We start from the raw sequence: 18,947 nt of genomic DNA, 5'->3' as shown, positions 1-18,947 counted from the left end.
AAGAAAGTAATGTCAATCTGATTTTGCCTGATTACCTAGCGGAAGGAGCTTACCTCGAAATAATTAACGCGCCCGCGCGCGTCCGCCAACGGTTATGAAAGTCGCTTTATTCGTGCCCTGCTACGTGGACCAGTTCTACCCGCAGGTGGCCATTGCCTCGTTGCAGCTGCTGGAAAAGCTGGGCATAACGGCCGTTTTCCCAGCCCAGCAAACGTGCTGCGGCCAGCCCATGGCCAACAGTGGCTGCGAGCAGGACGCCAAGCCGGTGTACCACCACTTCGTCGAGACGTTCCAGGACTACGACTACGTGGTGGGGCCCGCCGGCAGCTGCGTGTACCACGTGCGCAAGCACTTCGACATCATCGACCAGACCCCCGCCGTGCAGCACGTGCGCACGGCCACTGTGGAGCTGTTCGATTTCATTACCAGCGTTTTGGGTGTAACGGAACTGCCGGGCCGCTTTCCGCACCAGGTCGGCCTGCACCTGAGCTGCCACGGCCAGCGCGGGCTGCACCAAGCCAACGAATCGGAAATGACGCCCGTGCGCGACGGCCAGTTGCGCCGCCTGCTGGCGGGGCTGGAAGGCCTGACCCTGACCGAACTGGACCGCAACGACGAGTGTTGCGGCTTCGGGGGCACGTTTTGCGTGAGCGAGGCCGGCATTTCGGCCCGCATGGGCCAGGACCGGGTGGCCGACCACCTGCGCCACGGCACGCAGGTGCTCACCGGCGGCGACATGAGCTGCCTGATGCACCTGGAGGGCCTCGTGCGCCGCCGGCAGCTGCCCCTGCAAGTGCGCCACGCGGCCGAAATCTTTAACCAAGCCTTCGCATGAGCCAGCCTTCCACCCACGCCCAACGCTCGGATGTTTTTTTGCTGGATACCGAGCGCACCACCTGGCACGACGAGACGCTCTGGTTCGTGCGCCAGAAGCGCGATAAGGCAGTGTACGCCACGCCCGAGTTCCAGGAGTTGCGCCAGTTGGCTTCCGACATCAAAGACCACACGTTAAGCCGGTTGGCGGAATACCTGGAGCAATTCGAGGCCGCCGCGCTGGCCAACGGCGTGCGCGTGCACTGGGCCGCCGATGCCGCTGAGCACAACGCCATCGTGCTGGATATCATCCGGCAGGCCGGGGCCTGCCTGGTGGTCAAAAGCAAGTCGATGCTCACCGAGGAGTGCCATTTGAACCCGCACCTGCTGGCCCACGGCGTGGAAGTCATTGACAGCGACCTAGGCGAGCGCATCATCCAGCTGCGCGGCGAGGCCCCCAGCCACGTGGTGCTGCCCGCCATCCACCTCAAAAAGGAAGACGTGGGCGAAACCTTCTGGCAGCACCTGGGCACCGAAAAGGGCCTCACTGACCCGCAGCAGCTCACTGAGGCTGCCCGCCTGCATTTGCGCGAAAAATTTCTGGCGGCCGAAGTGGCCATTTCGGGCGTGAATTTCGCGGTGGCCGAAACTGGCTCGGTGGTGGTGTGCACCAACGAGGGCAACGCCGACCTGGCCATCGGGCTGGCGCGGGTCCACATTGCCTGCATGGGCATGGAAAAGCTGCTGCCGCGGCTGTCGGATATGGCCGTGTTCACGCGCTTGCTCACGCGCTCGGCCACCGGGCAGCCCATTACCACCTACACCTCGCACTTCACCCGGCCCGCGCCGGGGAAGGAAATGCACGTCGTCATCGTGGACAACGGCCGCAGCCAGCAGTTGGGCCGGCCCGATTTTCGGGCTTCGCTCAAGTGCATCCGCTGCGGGGCGTGCATGAACACTTGCCCGGTGTACCGGCGCAGCGGTGGCCACAGCTACGATTTCACTATTCCAGGGCCCATCGGGGCCATTCTCTCGCCCAACATCGACATGCGCCAGCACGCCTCACTGCCTTTCGCCAGCACGCTTTGCGGCTCGTGCACGGACGTATGCCCGGTCAAAATTGACATTCACACCCAGCTCTACAAGTGGCGGCAGGTGCTGGGTGCCGAGGGAATGCTGCCGGCTAGCAAAAAGTACAGCATGCAGTTGCTCAGCCGCGTGTTAGCCCGCCCCGGCCTGTTCAAGCTGGGAGGGGAAATAGCCCGGTTGGGGCTGCGCTTCGTACCCCACGCCCTGAGCCATGCCCCTGGCTACAACCCCTGGGCCATCGCCCGTGAGCTGCCGACCCCGCCCCCACAGAGCTTTCGCGCTTGGTACGCCCAGCAGCCCGACCAAGCATGAGTTGTTCCCGCGAACGGATACTGGCGGCGGCGCGCGCCAGCCAGCCCACTGCTCTATCCTTGCCCACGGTGCCCCCCTACGATGGGGAGGCGACGGTGGAGAAGTTTTCGGCGTTGCTCACCAGCATCGGCGGCGGGGTAGTGGTGCTCGACGGCTTGCCCCAACTGGCCGAGGTGATACGCCAGCTGTACCCAGCCAACTACCGCGTGGCTTCGAGTCTGCTGCCAGCGACGGTAGCAGTAACGAGCGACGTGCCGATTGGCCAATTGGCTTCCATCGACCTGGCCATCTTGCGGGGCGAATTGGGAGTAGCCGAAAACGGAACCGTGTGGCTGCCCGAACCTAATATGCTGCACCGGGCTTTACCCACCATCGCGCAGCACCTCGTGCTCGTGCTAAACCGGCGTAACATCGTAGCCACCATGCATCAGGCATACGCGCAAGTGATAGACGTGGGAGGCTACGGCGTGTTTCTAGCAGGGCCGTCCAAAACGGCCGACATTGAGCAATCGCTGGTGATTGGGGCGCACGGCGCCCGCAGCCTCACGGTTATGCTTTACTAAGACGTTGGATTACTGGGTCATATGGTAGTTGAATAAGGCTCGAATAAGTAAACCTTATCAGTCCTTATAGTGGGCTCAGGTAAACGCCGGGCTCGCACCAACCGGCTAGCACTATTAGCATTTCTGGCGAGCATAATACAGGCGAAAACGACAAAATGAAGCTGCTGCAAGGTCTGGCTCAGGCGCTCGTGGTCGCGGGCCAGCCGCCGAAAGCGACTGCACCAGGCGAAGCTGCGTTCGACCACCCACCGGCGAGGCAGCAGCACGAAGCCAGTCTGCCCCTCGGGCTTAATTATTACTTGCAAATCAATAGCATGTACGGCTGCCTCGTACTCCGGGGCTTCGCCCGTATAGCCCTGGTCGCCGAAGCTAACCTCGACCGTTTGGCCCGTCACTTCCTGTACCTGCCGACATAATTCGCCTACCTGCGCCCGCTCCTGCTCGTTAGCTGGCGTGACGACGACGCTCAGCAAGTGCCCCAGCGTATCCACGGCGATGTGGGCCTTGCTGCCTTTGCGCCGTTTGGCCCCGTCGTAGCCCGCCCGGTGCCCACTCCCGGGGGTGCTCTGCAGCGTACGTCCGTCAAAAATAACGGCGGTGGGCGTGGCTGCCCGACCTAGCAGCATCCGCTGCAACTCGTTCAAATCTTTTACGATACGCTCAAATACGCGGGCATCCCGCCAGCGCTCCCACTGCTGATACACGGCGGACCAGGGTGGCAGGTCATGCGGCAGATAACGCCAGGGGCAACCCGTGTGGGTCAGGTAGCGCAAGCCATTAGACTTGTTCCCCAATAGTATTTTTGGGGATGCTTGATGTGAATACGATAACCGATGACCGGCAAATGCGGGCGTTGACGGTACGGGACATGGCCGCGTTTTGCGCGCTGGCCGAGCCGTTTGCCGCGGGCTGTCAACAAGAAGCCGATGCCCGATTTACCGACCAACGTCCGCGCAAGCGCAAGACAGGTGGCGGGCGCAAAGGGGTGCTAAGCAGCCCACAGCAGAAATTATTGTTCGTTCTGTACTACCTCAAAAAGTACCCCACCTTTGACGTATTGGCCGCCACGTTTGGCCTGCCCCGCTCCAAAGCCTGTGAACACGCCCACCGCCTGGCCAGGGCCCTAGAACGCACCCTGCGCACGCAGGGCGTGCTACCGGCTCGCGCCATCGACTTGTTGGCCCAGCTGCAACGGGTCTTCGCCGAGGTGCCCGTGCCGCTGCTCGATGCCACCGAGCGCCCGCAGCACCGGCCGCGGGCCGTGGTGGACCGGGCGGCGGACTACTCCGGCAAAAAAAAGACTGCCCCGTAAAAACACCCTCCTTGCCGACCCGACCCGCTACATCCACTACCTGGGACCGACTACCTGCGGGTCTACCCACGATTACCACCTGCTTAAAAACGAGTTTGATGCCAACCTGGGCTTGCGCGACCTCTTCGCCTTGCTGGCCGATTTGGGCTACCTGGGCCTGGTCACCGACTACGACCTGCTGCCCCAGAGCCTGCCGCAGCGCAAGCCCCGACGCCGCAAAAAACGCCCCGATGCGGCCCTGACTGCTGCCCAACGAACCGAAAATGCGGCCCACGCCCGCCGCCGCGTCAAGGTCGAACACGCTATCAGCGGGGCCAAGCGCCTGGGCTGCGTCGCCCAAACCGGCCGCAATAAGTCCGCTTCGTTCAACGACCGGCTCCTGGCGCTGGCCTGCGGTATCTGGAACTGGCATTTGAAGAAACAAAGAGAATTTATTTAGGAACAAGTCTAATAAGTAGTGCGTCAAAAGATAAGCAGGTAGTAGATTCGGGGATGAAACTTGCCCCGATAGTCCTGACCGTCGCCCAAGTGCAGCAGCTAGCGCGAGTTGCTGCCACAGGCGCCCATCCGCGGGAGCGCAAACGTGCGCAAGCAGTGCTGAGCCATAGCCGCGGCCTGACGCGCTACCAGTTAGCGGCGGCGTACGCGGCTGACCGCGATACCGTCCGGGCGTGGCTGACCCGCTTCGCGCAGGGCGGCGTGGCCGCCCTGGCGGAGGGCCAGCGGGCCGGCCGGCCCCCCAAACTGGCCCCGGCCGCCAAAAAAAGTAGTGGCTTGGGTGGGGGCCGCCTGCCAGCAAGTGCGCCGGCTCGTGCCACGCATCTGGCGGGAACTGTGCGTTCGGCTCAGCGTCAGCACCCTGCGCCGCGCTTTGCGCCAGGCCGGCTACAGCTGGAAGCGGAGGCGCCGCTCGCTCAAAAGCCAGCGCGCCCCCCACGCTTTTCTCGCCGCGCAGCAGCAGTTGGCCGCCCTGCACCAAGCCGAGCAGCGGGGCGAACTGGCTGCGTACTGCGCCGACGAAGTGCGCTTCTCGCGCCAGGCCCCCGTGCCCTGCGCCTGGCAGCTGCGCGGCCAGCCGCCGGTGGGCCTGCCGGCGGAACGCGGGGCCGGGGGCGGCTATTCCGTGCGGGGCTTCTGGCGGCCAGCTGACCCGCACGCCCCCGGCCGCCAGCACTTTATGAGCTTTGTCTCGCCCACGGCCTTTACCACCGACCCGTTCGTGCTGGCGGTGGCTGACTTGCTAGCCACCCGCCCGCAGCCCACCGTGCTCGTGCTCGACAATGCCTCGATTCACAAAGCCGGGCTGGTCAAGGACCAACTGGCCGCCTGGGCGGCGCAAGGCCTGACCTTGTTTTTCCTGCCGCCCTACTCGCCCGAACTCAACCGCATCGAAATCCTTTGGCGCTTTTGCAAGCATTATGGGCTTACTTCCGACGCTTACCAAACGCCGCTGACGCTCTGGCAACACGTCACCGACCTGCTACGCGCTATAGGTACCCCAAACCACCAGATTACTTTTGCCTGACTACTTAAATAAGCAGCTACACCGGCTTGCGGGCCCGCGTCATCTCGCGCTTACCAGGGGGCCCCGGCAGCTTTTCGGTGAGCCAACCAGCAGCCCGCAGGTTGCGCCGGAACTGGCCTTGGGCGCAGTAGCTCACCAGCACCGCTCCGGGCGCGGCGGTGTAGTAGAGATTGTGAAAAATGTCCTCGGTCCACAGCTCAGGCTGCTTTTCGGGCGCGAAGGCGTCGAAATAGATCAGGTTGTAGTGGCTAGCAGGTAGGGCAACGGCCTGAATCTGCTGCTGTTTTTTAGCCAAGAGTAAATTAGGCGTCAGCATGCGGGGCATACCCCAAGGCATGGTGTGCAGTTCGGTGAATACTCGGCTAAGCACCGGGTTACTGGCCCACTGCGCAGCCAGGGCCCCCACGGCAGCAGGCGGCAGCGGCACGGTTTCGTAGCCAGTATAAGCTACGGCGGCGCCAGCCGCCTGAGCCGCTTCCAGCGTCAGCAAGGCGTTGAGGCCGGTACCCAGGCCCACTTCCAGCAGCTGTAACGGCTCGTGCTGCCCCAGGCCCGCCGCCAGCAGGGGCCCCAAGCCCGCTTCAATGAACACGTGGCGCGATTCCTGGGCGGCGCCGTGGCGCGAGTGGTAGTGTTCATCGAGGGCCGGCACGTAAAGCGTGGGTGAGCCATCGGCGGTGGTGCACACCTCTATTTTTGCTTCCTCGAAAGACAATGGTTCATTCATAGCTCGTTGACCACATGGCCCGCGTAAAAGTAAGTTTGCCCGAAAGCTTTGGCTTCGCGGTGGAAATTCCCGTCCGCATCACCGACCTCAACTACGGGGCCCACCTCGGCAACGACGCGCTGCTAAGCATCTTGCACGAGGCGCGGGTGCAGTACCTGGCCCACCTCGGCACGGCCGAGTTCGACGCCGCCACCCGCCTGGGCTTCATCATGGCCGACGTGGCCATCGAGTACAAGGGCGAGGCGTTTCACGGCGACGTGCTACGCATCGAAGCAGGGCCCCTGGACCTGAACAAGTACGGCTTCGACCTGGTGTACTGTGTGAAAAACCAAGCCGGCAAGGAAATAGCCCGCGCCAAAACCGGCATGCTGTGCTTCGACTACAACACGCGCAAGCTGCGCGGGCTGCCAGCCGAACTGGCCGCGCGGCTGAACCTGCCAGCCGCCTAGCCGCCGGGGGCCACGGCGCCACGAGCTGGCGCGCGCCCCGCGCAAGGGCTGGCGGGCAGGCGTGGGGCGGTGCAACTCCGCAGGGCCCCCGCACTGCCCAAGCGCCCTTATAGCAGTTCCGGGTCTAGGGTACGGTCGGCCGGCGGAAAAAGCCGGGGTGCCAGCGGCGGCGGCCAAACGGTCCCCTGAACACGGAACCACCCTAGGGGTGAAATTCTTAAAATATGCTTAAACCTACTTTTTATTGAAAGATAAGGTAGCAAGCGCAAGGGCGGCCTTGGCTATTATACGCCAGCGCCAGCGCCCACAATACGAGCGCAACATTACGTAATGGCTAGCCGGCATTATCTTATCATTAAATAAAATACCTTATGTAACGCACTGGTTATCATTGCGTGTACATTAAGTGAATAACCCTAAAAGGGGGTAGCCAACCGGTAGTTTTGAGCCACTAATCTCCGGACTATGGCGCTCTTTTACCGTTTTCGCTTTTGCTGCTTTGCGTTCTTGGTGGGCCTCGCCGCGGGGCCGGCCCGGGCCCAGCCCGGCAGTGGCCCGGGGGCCACGCTGCGCGGCACCGCCCTCGATGCCACCACCGGCGAGCCGCTCATCGGGGCCACGGTGCTGCTGCTGCAAACCGCCCACGGCGCCACGGCGGGGCTCGACGGCTCGTTTCTGCTCAAAAATGTGCCGGCGGGGGCAGCGGTGGTGCAGTGCCAGAGCGTGGGCTACGCCGCCCAGCAGCAGGCCGTTACGCTGGTGGCGGGCCAAACCTTGGGCGTATCGTTTCGGCTGAAGGCCAGCGGCCAGGAACTGGCCGAAGCCGTGGTGACCGGCCAGGCCGACCGCGAGTCGGCCCAGAGCGCGCGCCGCTCGGAGCAGAAGGCCGATAACGTGCTGAACATCATTTCGGCCCGCACCATTGAGCTCTCGCCCGACGTGACGGTGGGCAACGTGGTGCAGCGGGCCTCGGGCGTATCGGTGGTACGCAACGCGGGCGGCGACGGCCAGTACGCCATCATCCGGGGCATGGACCGGCGCTACAACTACACGCTGGTCAACGGCATCAAGATTCCCAGCCCCGACCCCAAGAACCGCTACGTGCCGCTCGACATCTTCCCGGCCGAGCTGCTGGAGCGCCTCGAAGTTATCAAGGCCCTGACGCCCAACATGGAAGGCGACGCCATCGGCGGGGCCCTGAACATGGTGATGAAATCGGCCCCCGACCACTTGGTGGTGGCGGCCACGGTGGCCGGCGGCTACAGCGACTTATTCGCCACCCGGCCGTTTGCGGGCTTTAGCACCAGCGGCCTGGCCCAGCAGTCGCCGGGCCAGGCGCACAGCGCCGACTACGTGGCCAAGCCCGGCGACCTTTCCAACGCCGCGCTCAACTACTCCAGCATCAAGGTGCCGGTGAACTCGCTCTTTGGCCTGACCATCGGCAACCGCACCCGCGACGGCAAGCTGGGCCTGCTGGTAGCGGGCAGCCTGCAAAGCACCTACCGGGGCTCGGACCGCCTGTTTTACCGGCCGCTGGGCCAGCCCAAGCCCGAGCCGCTGCCCAACACCTTCACCTTCGACGAGATACAGCGCCGCGAGTACTCGCTGCTGCAAATCCGCACCGGCCTGCACGCCAAGCTCGACTACGTGCCCAACGCCCGCAACCGCGTCAGCCTGTACTCGCTGCTGGTGCGCCTGGACGATGCCCAGCACCGCCACATCACGACCAACGACCTGGGCACCGGCGGCGACGTGCCCATCAGCGACCAGTCGCGGTTTCAGCGCCAGCAGCTGTGGTCCGAAACCTTGCAGGGCGACCACACGCTGCTGCCGCGCCTGACGCTGAACTGGTCGGCGGTGTACGGCCGGGCCACGTTTGACACGCCCAACCAAACCGACGTGACCATTGTGCGGGCCACGGCGGCCAACACCCAGCAGGGCACGTTTGTGCAGTCCAGTTCGCACCTCTGGCAGCACAGTTTCGACCAGGACGTGGCCGGCTACGCCAACTTGAGCTTCGCGGCGACCGATAAGCTGGAATTCACGGCCGGCGGGATGGTGCGCAACAAGGACCGCACCAGCACCTACGACTACTACGACCTCGACGCGGCCACTACCGGCACGGGCACCAACAACCGCCAGCCCTTCACGAGCTACGACCAGGCCCGCTTCGTGTTCAACCTCGACAACGGCTTGCAGAAAAGCACCGATGGCAACAACTACGTGGCCAACGAGCGCATCACGGCCGGCTATGCCCAGGCAAAGATTCTGCTGGCCGACAAGCTGCAAATCCTGGGCGGGGTGCGGCTGGAGAACACCAACCAGCACTACGACTCGCAGCTGCCGGCCACGCAGGTGGGCCGCAGCGGCACCATCAACTACCTCGACGTGCTGCCCAGCGTGCACTTCAAGTACTTGGTGAACGAGCGCCAGAACCTGCGCCTGTCGTACTTCAAGGGCATCACCCGTCCCAATTTGTTTGAGCTGGTGCCGGCCATCAACAACCTCAACAACGACTACTACACCGAGGCCGGCAACCCCTACCTCAAGCACACCCAGGCCGACAACATTGACCTGCGCTACGAGTACTTCGGGCCGGCGGCCTCGCAGCTGCTGGCGGGCGTGTTCTACAAAAATATCCAGAACCCGATTGAGTACGGCTTCGGGGCGAGGCAAGCCCTGGGCGTAGCCCCAACTACTTACTTCTCGCAGGTATCCAACAATACTTTCTACTACACCCCGCAGAACTTCGGCAACGCCGTCAATTTTGGGGCTGAGCTAGTATTTACCAAGTATATCCGCAACTGGGGCCTGACCGGCAACTATACCTACACGCACTCCAGCATCACCACGACCAAGCGCGTGTACTACCGCGCCGCCGACGGCACCCTTACTACGGCCGGGGAGGGCCAGCCCACGGCCGAGTACCCCAGCGCCCCCACCCAAACCCGGCCCCTGCAAGGCCAGAGCGACCACATTGCCAACCTGGCGCTGCTCTACCGTAGCGAGGCCACGGGCCTGCACGCCCAGCTGGCGGCCGTGTACACGGGCCGGCGCATCAACCTGGTGTCGCCTTATAAAGACCTCGACCAGTGGCAGCGGGCCACCACGCAGCTCGATTTTTCGGCCGAAAAGAAGCTGCCCCAGCACCTCACCGTTTTCCTGAAAGTGACCAACCTGCTGAACACGCCCACCGTGGTGGAGGTGCTGCAAGCGCCCACCGGCGGCCTGCTCACGGCCCCCGAGCAAACCCGCGCCGACCGCATCCTGGTGCAGCGCGACGTGTACAACCGCACCTACCTGCTGGGCCTGCGCTACCGCCTCAACTAGGTTCCTCCCCCTCTTTTTCCCCTTGGTTATCGTGACGCGCTTTTACCGTTGGCTGGGCTTGCCCGCGCTGCTGCTGGCCGGCCTGGCCGGGGCTCGCCCGGCGCCCGGCCGGCCCGGGGCCCCCTCCTCCGCCAGCACTTTCAGCTTCGTGGCGCTGGGCGACATGCCCTACTCGCTGCCCGCCGACTACGGCCGGTTTGAGAAGCTGATTGGAGCAATAAACCAGCAGCGGCCCACTTTCAGCGTGCACGTGGGCGACATTAAATCGGGCTCGACGCTGTGCACCGAGGAAATGTATGGCAAGGTGCTGACGGAGTTTAAGACCTTTGAGCAGCCGCTGGTGTACACGCCCGGCGACAACGAGTGGACCGATTGCAACCGCCCCAAGGCGGGCAGCTACGACCCCGAGGAGCGCCTGGCGGTGGTGCGCAAAATGTTCTTCGCGGACCATAATTCCTTCGGCAAGACCAAGCTGGCGCTGACCTCGCAGGCCCTGGACCCGGCCTTCGCGGCCTACGTGGAGAACAACCGCTGGACCGCCGGCAACGTGGCCTTCGCCACGGTGCATTTGGTGGGCTCAAACAACAACTTCGTGCCCAACGATGCGAAGGGCCAGAACCGCGAGTTCTACGAGCGCCAGCGGGCCAACCTGGCCTGGCTCGACGCGGTATTTGCCGAGGCCACGGCGCAGAAGCGGCTGGGCGTGGTGCTCTTCACCCAGGCCGATATGTTCAACCCGGCCAAAGACGCGAAGGACGCCGACGGCTTCAGCGAAATCCTGGGGGCCCTGACCCGGCACGCGGTGGCCTTTGGCCGGCCGGTGCTGCTGGTGAACGGCGACTCGCACCGCCTTATCCTCGACAAGCCGCTGCTCAACCCGGCCTCGCCCAAGCAAGTGCTCCAAAATTTTACGCGCCTGCAAGTGCCCGGCGAGGCCGACGTGCAGGCCGTGCGCATCACCGTGGACCCCGGCCAGCCCGCCCTCTTCTCAGTGCAGGAGCTGGTGGTGCTTGGCAATTGATTCTGGTTTTCCCCTTCCCCATTTTTCACTTTTATACCTTAGCATGAACCTCTTAACAACTGCCGGGCGCGGCGCGGGCCTGCTGGCGCTGGCTTCCCTGGGCTTGCTGACCTCGTGCAACAAGTCGAACGAAGACGTGCAGCTCTCGACCCCGCCGCTGACCGTGGGCAAGGCCGTGGACAACAGCGCGCCCATTGGGGGCCCCGTCAAGGGCACGATGAAGCAGGACCTGAGCTTCGACGTGAACGCCGACGTGATTGTGAATGCCGGCGACACGCTGGTGGTGCAGCCCGGTGTGAAGGTGAACTTCCTGGGCAACTACAACTTCGTGATCAAGGGCACGCTGCTCTCGCTGGGCACGCAGGCCAAGCCGATTTATTTCGCGCCCAAGAGCTTTGTGCACACCGACCAGGTGGGCGCCGACCCGGCCACCGACCCCGCCTACCAGGGCAAATGGGGCGGCATTCTGGGCGACGTGACCTGCCCGCTGATGGTGATCAAGTGGACCCACGTGGAAGGCGGCGGTGGCACCGTGGTGACCTCGCCCGTATCGGCCGGCATTGCCAACAACAAGAACACCTACCCCATTTTCTTCCAGAACCCGCAGGGCGTGTTTGACCTGGAAGACTCGTGGCTGTACGGCGGTACCGACGACCCGATTCGCATCTTGGGCGGCCGCATCAACGTGATGCGCAACACCTGGGAGAAGGGCGGCAAAACCGGCGGCGAGTACCTGAACATCAAGTCGGGCACCACCGGCAACGTGGCCTACAACCTGTTCATCGGCTCGGCCACCAACGGCTCGAAGGCCTCGAACAACGGCGGCAAAAACCCGCAGACCAACATCTACATGTACAACAATACGTACGTGCACAACGGCTACCGCCGCAACTCGGCCGGCCGCGGCGGCTCCATCAACTACGAGGAGGGCTCGCGCGGGGTGTACTACAACAACATCATGGTGGACTGCAAGTACGGCCCGCGCGTGGTGGGCTCGGGCAACTACCTGGGCAACGTGCTGGTGGTGGCCGACACGGCCAACCTCAAGTACGGCAACAACCTGAACTACGTGGACTCGCTGGCCCAGGCCAACGAAATTTATCCCACGGCCTTCCTTACCAAGCCCCAAGCCACCGATCTGCCGCTGCCCAGCTCCTTCCTGCCCACTGGCTACAAGCTGGGCATGGCCTACAACGGCAACGCCGTACTGGGCAAGAACAACCCGCAATTCGTGGGCTTCCCGCTGCCGGCCCCGGTGAAGCGCCTGGCCGACGTGAACACGGTGGGCACCTACAACTTCCACCTGAGCAGCGCCTCGCCGGCCATCGGCAAGGGCAACGCGACCTTCGCGCCGCTGGCCACTTCGCCGGCCATCCCGGTGAGCGCCAACTACGGCGCCACGGCCATCAACGCGCCCAGCAAAGACCTGGGGGCCTACCCCACCGACGGCAGCGGCAACCAGCACTAATTCCCTCTTTTTCAGCCTGAACACCTAAAAGAACGTCAGGCTGAGCTTGCCGAAGTATCGCTACCGCGCCGCTAGGATTGCTAACCTACTGGCGCGGTAGCGATGCTTCGGCAAGCTCAGCCTGACGTTCTTTTCTGGGTTTAAATTCTGATGAAAAACATCACTTACCCGACCCTCGGCCTGCTGGCCGGGCTGGCCCTGGCCGGCTGCCACGCGGGCCCCGACGCCACGCCCCAGCCCGTGCCCGCGCCTGCCCCCGCGGCCGTGCGCGACACGCTGGCCTACTCCTTCGCGGTGCTGGGCTGCAACCGCGTGGACAACTCGGACCTGAACCTGGCCGCCAACCCCAGCACCGCCAACGTGCCCCAGCTCAACCAAACCTACGCCGAGCTGGCGGCCCTGAAACCGGTGCCCGACTACCTGTTTTTTATGGGCGACATGGTGCTCGGCTACTCGCCCGATTCGGCCGTGATTGGCCGCGAGCTGCGGGCCTGGGTGCGCCTCTACCAGGCCGCGCCGCTGAGCCGCACCGGCATCCGGCTGGTGGCCATGCCCGGCAACCACGAGGTGATGAGCGGCAAAAATCAGCCCTCCTTCGCGGGGGCCGAGCTGGCCTGGCGCAACGCCATGCGGCCCTACACGGTGGGCAGCAACGGCCCCGCCGCCGGGGGCCCCGACAAGCTGGCTACCGACCAAAGCCACCTCACCTACTCGTTCGATTACAAGAAATCACATTTCGTGGTGTTGAACACCGACCCCGTGGGCGCTGAGGCCACCGTGCCGCTGGCCTGGCTGCAAACCGACCTGGCCGCCGCCCGCGCCAAGGGCAGCCAGCACCTGTTTGCCTTCGGCCACAAGCCGGCCCTGCCCGCACCGGGCGGCGACGGTCTCAGCAACGGCGGCAGCCTGTGGGACGTGCTCGAAGCCAACCACGCCGAGGCCATGCTGGCGGCGCACAACCACTTGTATTTCCGCTCGCAGCAGCCCAATTACCACCCCTGGCAGGTCATTGCTGGCAACGGCGGCTCAGTGCTCGATGTCAGCGCCTCGCCCAACCGGCTTTTCTACGGCTACACGCTGGTCAAGGTCTTCACCAGCGGAAAGGTGAAGGCCTACAGCTACGGCCGCGACCTGCCCGCCAACGGCTACCTGGGGGCCATCACGGCCGCCACCCCCACCACCGTGCGCGACTCGGTGGACCTGACTTGGAAGTAGCGCGGGCCGGCCGCCAGTTTCCGCGCTGCCAAGCCTGGGGGGGCCCCGCTGGCAAAGTTTGCGCAAAAGGAACGCGACTTGCCCCAAAAGCTGCGTGAGTGGACCCCGCAAGCCACTTAAACGATACTGCGGCGCCTCTGCGCGCCGGCCTGCGGCCCGATTGTGGGCCAGCAGCCGGCGCGCAGAGGCGCCGCGGTACGGGGCCGGGGGCCCAAAAAATCAATTCAAGCTGTTGCGCCGGTTTCCAAGGCGCGGGCGCGGGGCCCCATTGCCAGGCCCGCAACGCGCGCCTTTTGGGGGAGCTGCCCGGCCGCGGCGCGCAGGGCTTTGGCTTTGTGCGCGGCCCGGGCGGCGGGGCGTTTGGCGGCGGCTGGGCAGCACGCCGGGGCGGCCACCGCAGGCCCTTTGGCTGCTTTGCGGGCGGCATTGGCGGCGTGCTGGGCCAATCTGCGCCGCTGCTTCACGAGCTTGCCCGCCAGGCGCTTCACCGTTTTGGCCACAGCCTTGGACGGGGCGAGGGCAGCACCATCGCCCGCGCCCAGGTACGCTTGCACCAATTCGGTGAGCTCGCCGGCTAGGGTTTTGCGCTGCGCTTTGGGCCTGGGTGGCGCAGTGGGTCCTGCCGGGGCCCCAGCCGCGTCCTGCGGCTACCCAAAAATCTCGTTCAACACGCCCGCCAGGCGGATGCCGGCTTGCAGCAGGCGCTGGTCCAGCAGTACGGAGTGGGCGGGGAAGTAGCGGTAGTCGAAGGCCGGGTTTTGGGCGGCTTCGGCGTAGAGCGGCTCGCTGAGCTGGTACGACTCAAAGAGCCAGGTGGCCATGGGGTCGCGCTGCCACTGCTGGATTTGGGTTTTGCTGGCGTGGTCGTGGGCCTGGGCCAGCTCGGGGTACGTAAGGCCCTCGTAGTCAATCAGGCCACTGTCCCAGAGGCTGTGCAGGTTCTGGTCGCGGCCCTGGAACTTGACGGCGATTTTGTTGCCGCCCTGGTCTTCGCTGTGGCCTGCGTGCATGGGCTGGTGCACGTCGCCCACCAAATGCACGATGAACTTCAGGGCAAACACCCGGTCGGCCTTCGACTTACTGGGGTCCTTCAGCTGGGCAATCATCTGCTGCAACGCCAGGTAGGCGTTGGGCTCCTTGATGGTGTCGATGGTGGCGACGTACTGCGCGTAGGGCAGGTTGTGCGTGGTGTCGAGGTAATGCCAGGGGGCCGTGTACTTGTAGGCCGGGTCGGAGCGTATCTCGTCGGGGTAGGTGCTCACCAGCGGCAGGGTTTCGGGGCCCAGCAGGGCGGCCACTTCGCGCTTGGCTTTGGCGGTGAGGTGGTTTTCGGCGATGCGGGCAATGGCGCGGTGCCCCACCACGCCCCAGGCAAACAGGCTATACGGCAGGCACAAAAGCAGCGCGGCGGCGAGGCATTTCTTCATCATGGGATTGGCAGGAAAATGGTGGCTAAAAAATCAAAAAACCTGCCACCGCGCACGGCAAGCAGGTTTTTTGAGCCTTGTGTTTGGTTAATTAATTGAAGATATAGCGCAGCCCGACTTGCATGTAGTAGGTCGAGCCCAGGCTCACTGCGTCGCGGAACGCCGTGGTCAGCAGTTGCCCGGTCACGTTGTCGCGGCCGAAGCGGAAGGTGGGCGTAGGGCCCGTGGCGGCATTGGTGAGATTGGCCACGTTTTGGGGCTCCAGGAAGGTGTTGAAGGTGGTTTGCTTGACGCGGCCCCAATTGTTATTCAGCAGGTTGCCCAGGTTGAAGATGTCCAGACTTACTTGCAGCGAATTGCGCTTGGGGCCGAGGTTGGTAAAAATGTCCTGCAAAATCTTCACGTCCACTTCGCTGCGCCAGGGAAACTGCGCGCCGTTGCGCTCGGCGTACTCGCCCTTGTGCTTGCTCAGGTAAGGGTCCTGGTCGACGAAGGCGAAGAAAGCGTCGCTCTGCTGCTGGGCCGTGAACTGGGTAACGGTGCTGGCCCCGGTACCGGTGGTAACCGGCACGAACGTAATCTCGGAGGCGTTTTTCGGGATGTAAATCAGGTCGGCGTTGGCCCCGTCGCGGTTGAAGTCGGCCGAATACTGGTATGAATAGCGGCCCTGGGTCGCCCCCTCGTAGTAGAGCGAGATGGTGGTGCCCAGGTGGCCCAGGTACTCCTGGCGGTACGAGAGCGAGGCGATAACGCGGTGGGGCAGGGTATTGCCGTTGTAGGCCAGGCCCAGGTTGTTCGAGCCATTGACGGTGGCCGTGCCCTGCCAGGCCGACAGGGGCTGGTCACCGCCGCCGTCAAACAGGTTTTTCGCGTCGGTGTAGGTATAGGACACCGAGCCAAACAGGTTATTGCTGAACTGCTTGTCGAGCTTGCCGGTCAGCGAGAAGTAGTAGCCCTGCGAGGCGTTGCTGAGCACGATGGCGTTGTAAGCGCCAGTGCCGTTAGTGGCCCCGGTAGCGACCGGCTGGCCCGCTGCGGTTAGCGGGTTGACGAATTTATTGGTATTCGCGTTGGGATAAATCAGGCGGTTATCGGGGTAGCCGTTTACACCTAAGGCGGCAGGGGCTACCAGGTTGGCATTCCGGTACACCGCCGCGTTGATGTCGCGGTTCACGATGGCTTCTACCGTGCCCACTATACCGAAAGGCAGTTTAGCATCCAAGGCCAGGCTGCTTTTCCAAGTCTGCGGGAAGCGAAAGTTTTGGGCCAGCGACGAAGTCGTGCTCGGAATAACCGTGCCGGGCTGCGGGGTCGTGGCGGGGCGGTAGGCGGTGGGGTCGGGATTAAAGGGGCCCGGTACGGCCGGGTTGGTGCTGCCCTGGGAGGCCCCGTAGGTCTGCGTGATTTGCAGGGTGCCCGCGTCGCCGGCCTGGCTAACAATCCACACGTAGGGCACGCGGCCCGTGAAGATGCCCGAGCCGCCGCGCAGTTGCAAGCTGCGGTCGCCGAGCACGTCGAGGTTGAAGCCCAGACGCGGCGAATACAGCACCTGGTTGCCGGGCAGGGCCGCCACGTCGACTTTTTCGCTGCCCGCAAAGTTCAGGTCGGCCACTTTCTGGAACGAGCGCAGGGTGTTGGCGTAGTGCGTGAGGTCGACGCGCAGGCCGCCCGTCACGCGGAGGCGTTCTGAAATGGCCACCTCGTCCTGCAAGTACAACGAGTGCTGCTGGTACTTGAAGCTCGGGAAGGCCTGCTCGTAGCCGGGCGTCAGCGAGTACGTAAGGCCAAAGTCGACCGGGTTTTTGCCGGTGGCGAAGTCATTCCACGACGCAAACGTGTAGTAGCCAGTACCGAAGCGCTGGAAGCCGTTCTTGGTTTCGCTGAAGTCGCCCTGGTAGCCGGCCGTGAAGTTGTTGCGGCCCAGCACCCACGTGAAGTCGTCCTTGATGGAGTAAATTTTTACGTCGCGCAGGTTGCCGTAGGTGAAGGGTTCGGTGCCGAACGACGTAAACGGCGTGCCGTCCTTCAGGATGTCAACGAATGGAAACAGCGTGCTACTGGGTGAGCTGCGCGGGTCGTTCTGGCGGGTGTAGGTGCCGCGCAGCACGTTGGTGGTGCTGCCTTTTTTGCCAAAGGTCGAGTTCAGCTCGGCCGCCAGCGAGTAAAAGTTGGCCTCCTGGAAGTAGTTGGCGTTCTCGTAGAACAGGGCCGTATTATTCTGGCGGTTGCCGCTGCCATCCAGGAAGGTGCCATTGCCGTTAGGGTTGGGGTACTTGTAGCCGCCATACGGGCTGCGCGAGGTACTGGGGAAGTTCACCCCCTTGCCCTCTACCTGGCTGTAGCGCACGTTGAAATGGTGGTTCTGGGCGATGTTCCAGTCGAGGCGGCCCAGGATTTTGGTGCGCGGGGCGGTGAAGCTGTAACCTTGGTAAGCGCCCGGGTCGTAGCCGTACTTCTCGCGCAGAAAGGCCGCGTAGGTATCCAGTTCGGTGGCCGTGGGGCGCGCTATGTTGGTGCCGCTGCCAAAGGGCGCGGCGGCGGTAGCGGCCGTGCGCTGCTGGCCGGGCGTGCGGTTTTCCTCCGTCTCGAAGTTGGCGAAGAAGAACAGCTTATTCTTAATAATGGGGCCCCCGAGGCGGGCGCCGTACTGGTAGAAGCGCTGGTCCTGGATAATAACGCGCTGGTCGCCTACCCGGTCGCCCCGGAATTTCTGGTTGTTGAAGTAGCCGTAAGCCGAGCCCGCGAAGTCGTTGGTGCCGGCGCGCGTCACGGCGTTGATGGCCGCGCCGGTGAAGCCCGACTGGCGCACGTCGTAGGGCGTCACGTTCACCGAAATCTCCTCGATGGCGTCGAGCGAAATGGGCGAGCCGTTTGCCGGCAAGTTGCCGCCGATGCCGAAGTTGTTGTTGAAGTCGGAGCCGTCAACGCTGAAGTAGTTCGAGCGGAGGCTGCCCCCGCCGATGGAGCCGTTGCCGTTGGATTGGGGCGTGAGGCGGGTGAAGTCGTTGAGGCTGCGGCTGATGGAGGGCAGGCGCTGCAGCGCCGTGCGGTCGATGGTGGTCACCGAGCCGGTCCGGTCCGAGTTCAGGATGGAGCGGGGGTTGCTGGCCGTCACCGTTACTTCCTGGAGCTGGGTATCGGCCGCGCCCAGCGTCATGTTCAGCACGTAGGGCTGGTCCAGCTGGAGCACGATGCCGTTGCGGGTGTTGGTTTGGGCCCCCACGTAGCTGATTTCTACGGTATAAGGCCCCCCGATGCGCATGTTTTGGATGGTAAAACGGCCCTCTGCGTTGGTAGCCACGCCGTAGGTGGTGCCGCTGGGCGTGTGCACGGCCCGCACCGTGGCCCCAATGGAAGGCTCGCCCTTGGCGTCCTTGATCAGGCCAGTCAGGCTACTAGTCGTCACCTGGGCCCGGGCGCCCCAGGCAGTCAGCAGGAAAACGAGGGCAACGAGTAATAGCTGTTTCATCAAAAAACGAGGGGGTAGGAAGTGGAAATGGCAACGAGCGGCTAGGCGGCCAACTAAACCAGCACGCTAATGAGGAGAGAATAAAAATATATATTTAACATAGTGTATATAAATACTTTGAATAGCTTTATCAATAGAAGCAGTGGATCAATTGACTACAGCAAAACAGTATTAATCATTTTATATATGATACTTTCTCTTAGAGGGGTGCAAAATTATTGGCAGGA

At 63.5% G+C, this 18,947-nt stretch carries 15 protein-coding genes and 2 pseudogenes; 12 read left to right on the top strand and 5 right to left on the bottom strand.

From position 1 onward, the window contains the following. Positions 1-94: 94 nt before the first annotated feature. From AXW84_RS01220 to AXW84_RS01210, 3 genes are read left to right on the top strand one after another with little or no spacing between them, the layout of a single operon-like run. On the top strand, positions 95-835 hold the full coding sequence (locus AXW84_RS01220) for a (Fe-S)-binding protein (protein WP_068227565.1): 741 nt from the start codon (positions 95-97) through the stop codon (positions 833-835). Beyond that, positions 832-2,214, top strand: coding sequence for a lactate utilization protein B (locus AXW84_RS01215; protein ID WP_068227560.1), 1,383 nt, complete (start codon positions 832-834; stop codon positions 2,212-2,214). The genes AXW84_RS01220 and AXW84_RS01215 overlap by 4 nt, the downstream gene beginning before the upstream one ends. Further along, the gene (locus AXW84_RS01210; RefSeq protein WP_071889728.1) at positions 2,211-2,777 is read left to right on the top strand and encodes a LutC/YkgG family protein; all 567 of its coding nucleotides are present in this window, start codon (positions 2,211-2,213) and stop codon (positions 2,775-2,777) included. Before AXW84_RS01215 ends, AXW84_RS01210 begins: the two co-directional genes overlap by 4 nt. A 116-nt stretch (positions 2,778-2,893) precedes the next feature. Here AXW84_RS01210 and AXW84_RS01205 read toward each other — a convergent pair. Beyond that, positions 2,894-3,556, bottom strand: a pseudogene (locus tag AXW84_RS01205) (IS5 family transposase); the annotation flags it as partial. Between the two features lie 38 nt (positions 3,557-3,594). Between AXW84_RS01205 and AXW84_RS01200 the strand changes: the two are divergent. The 4 genes and pseudogenes from AXW84_RS01200 to AXW84_RS01190 all read left to right on the top strand — a co-directional run bounded on the left by AXW84_RS01200 (position 3,595) and on the right by AXW84_RS01190 (position 5,614). Then, positions 3,595-4,089, top strand: coding sequence for a helix-turn-helix domain-containing protein (locus AXW84_RS01200; protein ID WP_157886742.1), 495 nt, complete (start codon positions 3,595-3,597; stop codon positions 4,087-4,089). Beyond that, a complete protein-coding gene (locus AXW84_RS22925; protein WP_071889722.1) occupies positions 4,004-4,528 on the top strand; it encodes a transposase family protein in 525 nt (174 codons plus the stop codon). Before AXW84_RS01200 ends, AXW84_RS22925 begins: the two co-directional genes overlap by 86 nt. Before the next feature lie 53 nt (positions 4,529-4,581). Continuing rightward, positions 4,582-4,785: pseudogene (locus tag AXW84_RS26455) on the top strand (helix-turn-helix domain-containing protein); the annotation flags it as partial. A gap of 82 nt (positions 4,786-4,867) precedes the next feature. Continuing rightward, entirely contained in the window at positions 4,868-5,614 is a 747-nt protein-coding gene (locus tag AXW84_RS01190; protein ID WP_068227548.1) for an IS630 family transposase, read from the top strand. Positions 5,615-5,630: 16 nt separating this feature from the next. On the opposite strand, the gene mnmD is transcribed toward AXW84_RS01190, so the two are convergent. After that, positions 5,631-6,341: a tRNA (5-methylaminomethyl-2-thiouridine)(34)-methyltransferase MnmD gene (mnmD, locus tag AXW84_RS01185; RefSeq protein WP_068227545.1), complete on the bottom strand. Its 711-nt coding sequence runs from the start codon at positions 6,339-6,341 to the stop codon at positions 5,631-5,633. A gap of 14 nt (positions 6,342-6,355) precedes the next feature. Between mnmD and AXW84_RS01180 the strand changes: the two genes are divergently transcribed. From AXW84_RS01180 to AXW84_RS01160, 5 genes are all read left to right on the top strand, one after another. After that, entirely contained in the window at positions 6,356-6,790 is a 435-nt protein-coding gene (locus tag AXW84_RS01180) for a thioesterase family protein (protein WP_068227541.1), read from the top strand. A 465-nt stretch (positions 6,791-7,255) separates the two neighbouring features. Continuing rightward, positions 7,256-10,120 carry a TonB-dependent receptor gene (locus AXW84_RS01175; RefSeq protein WP_082773616.1) on the top strand — a complete coding sequence of 955 codons (2,865 nt, stop codon included), beginning with the start codon at positions 7,256-7,258 and terminating at the stop codon, positions 10,118-10,120. A 31-nt stretch (positions 10,121-10,151) separates the two neighbouring features. Beyond that, a complete protein-coding gene (locus AXW84_RS01170) occupies positions 10,152-11,141 on the top strand; it encodes a metallophosphoesterase (protein WP_204248411.1) in 990 nt (329 codons plus the stop codon). A 43-nt stretch (positions 11,142-11,184) separates the two neighbouring features. Then, a complete protein-coding gene (locus AXW84_RS01165; protein ID WP_068227538.1) occupies positions 11,185-12,609 on the top strand; it encodes a hypothetical protein in 1,425 nt (474 codons plus the stop codon). A gap of 150 nt (positions 12,610-12,759) precedes the next feature. Beyond that, entirely contained in the window at positions 12,760-13,824 is a 1,065-nt protein-coding gene (locus AXW84_RS01160) for a metallophosphoesterase family protein (protein ID WP_068227534.1), read from the top strand. A gap of 224 nt (positions 13,825-14,048) precedes the next feature. On the opposite strand, the gene AXW84_RS01155 is transcribed toward AXW84_RS01160, so the two are convergent. From AXW84_RS01155 to AXW84_RS01145, 3 genes are all read right to left on the bottom strand, one after another. Next, a complete protein-coding gene (locus AXW84_RS01155) occupies positions 14,049-14,378 on the bottom strand; it encodes a hypothetical protein (RefSeq protein WP_157886740.1) in 330 nt (109 codons plus the stop codon). Positions 14,379-14,471: 93 nt separating this feature from the next. Beyond that, complete coding sequence (locus tag AXW84_RS01150) at positions 14,472-15,254, bottom strand: S1/P1 nuclease (protein WP_068227528.1); 783 nt, start codon at positions 15,252-15,254, stop codon at positions 14,472-14,474. Positions 15,255-15,342: 88 nt separating this feature from the next. After that, entirely contained in the window at positions 15,343-18,720 is a 3,378-nt protein-coding gene (locus tag AXW84_RS01145; RefSeq protein WP_068227524.1) for a TonB-dependent receptor, read from the bottom strand. Positions 18,721-18,947 lie beyond the last annotated feature (227 nt).

It is taken from the genome of Hymenobacter sp. PAMC 26628 (genome assembly GCF_001562275.1).
In the GTDB taxonomy this organism is placed as follows: Bacteria; Bacteroidota; Bacteroidia; order Cytophagales; family Hymenobacteraceae; genus Hymenobacter.
This window is presented reverse-complemented; position numbering and strand designations above follow the sequence as displayed.

Coding starts and splice junctions, on each gene's coding strand:
- AXW84_RS01180 (WP_068227541.1), top strand. CDS start 6,356: ATGGCCCGCGTAAAAGTAAGTTTGCCCGAAAGCTTTGGCTTCGCGGTG.
- AXW84_RS01145 (WP_068227524.1), bottom strand. CDS start 18,720: ATGAAACAGCTATTACTCGTTGCCCTCGTTTTCCTGCTGACTGCCTGG.
- AXW84_RS22925 (WP_071889722.1), top strand. CDS start 4,004: ATGCCACCGAGCGCCCGCAGCACCGGCCGCGGGCCGTGGTGGACCGGG.
- AXW84_RS01150 (WP_068227528.1), bottom strand. CDS start 15,254: ATGATGAAGAAATGCCTCGCCGCCGCGCTGCTTTTGTGCCTGCCGTAT.
- AXW84_RS01175 (WP_082773616.1), top strand. CDS start 7,256: ATGGCGCTCTTTTACCGTTTTCGCTTTTGCTGCTTTGCGTTCTTGGTG.
- AXW84_RS01210 (WP_071889728.1), top strand. CDS start 2,211: ATGAGTTGTTCCCGCGAACGGATACTGGCGGCGGCGCGCGCCAGCCAG.
- AXW84_RS01165 (WP_068227538.1), top strand. CDS start 11,185: ATGAACCTCTTAACAACTGCCGGGCGCGGCGCGGGCCTGCTGGCGCTG.
- AXW84_RS01215 (WP_068227560.1), top strand. CDS start 832: ATGAGCCAGCCTTCCACCCACGCCCAACGCTCGGATGTTTTTTTGCTG.
- AXW84_RS01160 (WP_068227534.1), top strand. CDS start 12,760: ATGAAAAACATCACTTACCCGACCCTCGGCCTGCTGGCCGGGCTGGCC.
- mnmD (WP_068227545.1), bottom strand. CDS start 6,341: ATGAATGAACCATTGTCTTTCGAGGAAGCAAAAATAGAGGTGTGCACC.
- AXW84_RS01220 (WP_068227565.1), top strand. CDS start 95: ATGAAAGTCGCTTTATTCGTGCCCTGCTACGTGGACCAGTTCTACCCG.